Genomic DNA, 2,645 nt, shown 5'->3' on the forward strand with positions numbered 1-2,645 from the left:
GTCTCTTTCGAGACATGACAAATCAGGGAGTGTTGGGGCCAGCCGCTCCCCGTCAACGGTCGCGGCAGTCACTCGCACGGACCCCGAGGGGTCGGCAGCCACGGCAACAACGCTCGTGCTGCACCAACCCCCGGCCACCGACAGCGGTCTATCGGTCAGGTACGGTCCCGAAGGTTATCCCTCGCCGCCGAGCTCGGTCTGGTCCCGCTCGGTCTCGGCGGTGTCCTGGGCCATCGCCGACTCGTCGAGCCACTTCTGGACATCGCCGCCGAGGCGGTCCGCGGACAGGTGGGCGAAGTCGAGGGCCAGCACCGCCATCGCTGCCAAGACGTTCATGGCGCGTCCGCTGCGGTGGATCTCCACCATCAGCGCACCGAGCGCCCGATTGTCTTCGGCGCACAACGCCGACAGGTACCGGCGGGCATCTGCGAACTCGCGGTCGACGTGGGCCATCTTCCTTCGGAACTCGTCGGGCGACGGCAGGTCTTCGGGCGTGTCGGTCATGGGTTTCTCTTTCGGTGGTGGACCAATTCCATTTTGGGGTTGGTTTGTGCCGGTGGTGTCCTTCTGGGCTTTTTCCCCGGCATGAGGAGTTCGCCTGGCAGGACAAGTACGGGTCAGCGCCGGTCGGTCGGAGTCGAGCCCGTGGCCAACAGCCCGAGCGTGTGGGCGGTGTGGCCACAATCCGGCACCTCGGCGAAGGTCTCGGAGAGCCGAATGAGGGTTGTTAGGAGTTCACGGCGCGCCTTTGGACTTAGGCTCGCGAGTTCATCCACCAGCGTTGGCCGGGAAGCCTCCTTATCCGCCATGAAGCGATGTCAAATCGAGTACGCCGATCCGAATATCGGGCCGGTCGCTAAACGGTCTGGGTAATTCCCCAACGGCCTTTGTCCGCTCCATGCCGTCGTAGAAGACGGTCCACGGCAGGGAAGCCTCTCTGCCCCGGCCCTGGTTCCAGACCGAGATGACCGTTCGGCCGCCGAACGAGTAGCGGCAGCGCTTCTTCCGCATTTCGTATCGGGTCATGTAGTCGTGGATGGGGTTGAGGATCACGCGGACTTTCATCTCCTCAAGCCGATTGGTGAAACGGAGCGGGTCGTTGAAGTCCGAGTGGCGAAGCATCGAGGCGATGTTCGTCTCCCCGCACATCACCAGCAGGCCGTCCGCCACATGGCGGGCGGGGAGGTCATTCATGAACGCCCGTTTGTCGGCGACGCGGTCGGAGGACTTGGCAAAATGCTGACGAGCCACCAAAGGGTCCTGCTTGCCCCGGAACCAGACCTCGCTGTGATCGATGCCCTTGGGCCCGCGTTGCCCCACTTCGAGGATCACCCGCTGGGTGTGATCCAGCCCGCCGAAGATGGCATCGTGGTTTCGGACCACCAGAGAGTCCTGATCCCATGTGAACAGGGCGTAGAGGATCGTGTCGCAGCCCTGCTCGTCGCACAGCTTGTTGATCCGGGCGAAGTGTTCCGAATAGTCGTATAGACCCCGGTCGTCGGCCACGTTGTAGTTATGCGAGACAAGCGCCACCTTCCTGATCTGAGCGACCGTTGGCTTGGCGGCTGCCTGGGCAATCAGGCCGGTTGCGGGCTGAGGGACAGGGGCCTGCCCACTCGCAAGCACGTTGGAGACTTGTACCTCAGCGCCGGGGCCGGTCCAGTCAAAGGTGCCGTACCGCAAGCGGATCAGCCGGATGCCGTTCCGTGCTGCCAGGATGTCCCGGAGGGAGTCGTAGAAGGCCCGCTGCTCGTCCCGGTACGGAGGCGTCGGGTCGGTCGCCCGGATCGTGCGGCAGGCCGTTAGCCACTCCTGCCGGTCGAAGCCGAGGGCAAGGTCTGGCGGGTAAAGCTCCAGGGACTTGGCCCGCTGCACGGTGAAGTGCTGCCGCTCGTCGTATTCGATGACCAAGCGTTCGGCGGGCACGAAGAAGTCACAGAAAAGCGGCTTCCCGAACGAGGCGAATGTCGAATAGCCCCTCATCCCTTGCAGGGCGTGATAAATGGCCAGGATCGTGCCGTCCATCTGGTCAGACGGCGGCACCGTAAGCCACGGGAACTTGGCCTCCCTCTCGACCGCACCAAACTGCAAGCGCAAAAGCGCAGCCAGCGCCTCCTTCTGCGGTTCCTTGCGGCGCTGTGGGGCAGATGATGGTGGTTGACCCTGCGGGTGCGGTACTGGTTGAGCCGGAGACAGCGGGGCTGCATCGGCGATCACCGGCGGTGCCGCTGGGATGGAAGCCGAACCATGCTGCGTTGCCAGGCCGAGGCCCTGGAAAAACCTCACCGTCTCCATTCCCCCGGAGTAATCCACATTCGGGTCAAGTTCGATGCCAGTTGCCAGACGGTAGGCCAGCCCCCGGATGAACTTGGCGGGATAGGTCTTGCCATTGAGAAGGAGAAACGTGCTTCGAGCGGGCCGCTTCGGTCGGGGGGCTCCTGTGTCGTACATCTGGCAGGCCCGCCGGACATCCTCCAGCGTGACCCGGCTCCAGTCGGGCGTCATGAGGCGTTCCTCTCTGGTCCGAAAATTATGGGTGAGCCGCGGCTGCTCGGGTGATTTGGTGTTTGTTGCGCTGCGCCCGAGGTGGCGTGGTGGTCAGGCGGCCTGGATCGGGTCGAAGCGGACGGTGAACCCCAACATGT

General features: G+C 63.9%; 2 protein-coding genes. Both read right to left on the minus strand.

Annotation, left to right across the window (positions count from 1 at the left end; all coding sequences use genetic code 11):
* Positions 1 to 174 precede the first annotated feature (174 nt).
* On the minus strand, positions 175 to 504 hold the full coding sequence (locus ACLP9N_RS00820) for a hypothetical protein (RefSeq protein WP_442405615.1): 330 nt from the start codon (positions 502 to 504) through the stop codon (positions 175 to 177).
* A 294-nt stretch (positions 505 to 798) separates the two neighbouring features.
* On the minus strand, positions 799 to 2,505 hold the full coding sequence (locus ACLP9N_RS00825) for a hypothetical protein (protein ID WP_442405616.1): 1,707 nt from the start codon (positions 2,503 to 2,505) through the stop codon (positions 799 to 801).
* Positions 2,506 to 2,645: the final 140 nt, after the last annotated feature.

It is taken from the genome of Mycobacterium sp. (genome assembly GCF_052144515.1).
Lineage (GTDB): Bacteria > Actinomycetota > Actinomycetes > Mycobacteriales > Mycobacteriaceae > Mycobacterium.

What these genes read in the sequence shown, in the direction of transcription:
- ACLP9N_RS00820 (WP_442405615.1), bottom strand. Translation starts at nt 504, where the DNA reads ATGACCGACACGCCCGAAGACCTGCCGTCGCCCGACGAGTTCCGAAGG.
- ACLP9N_RS00825 (WP_442405616.1), bottom strand. Translation starts at nt 2,505, where the DNA reads ATGACGCCCGACTGGAGCCGGGTCACGCTGGAGGATGTCCGGCGGGCC.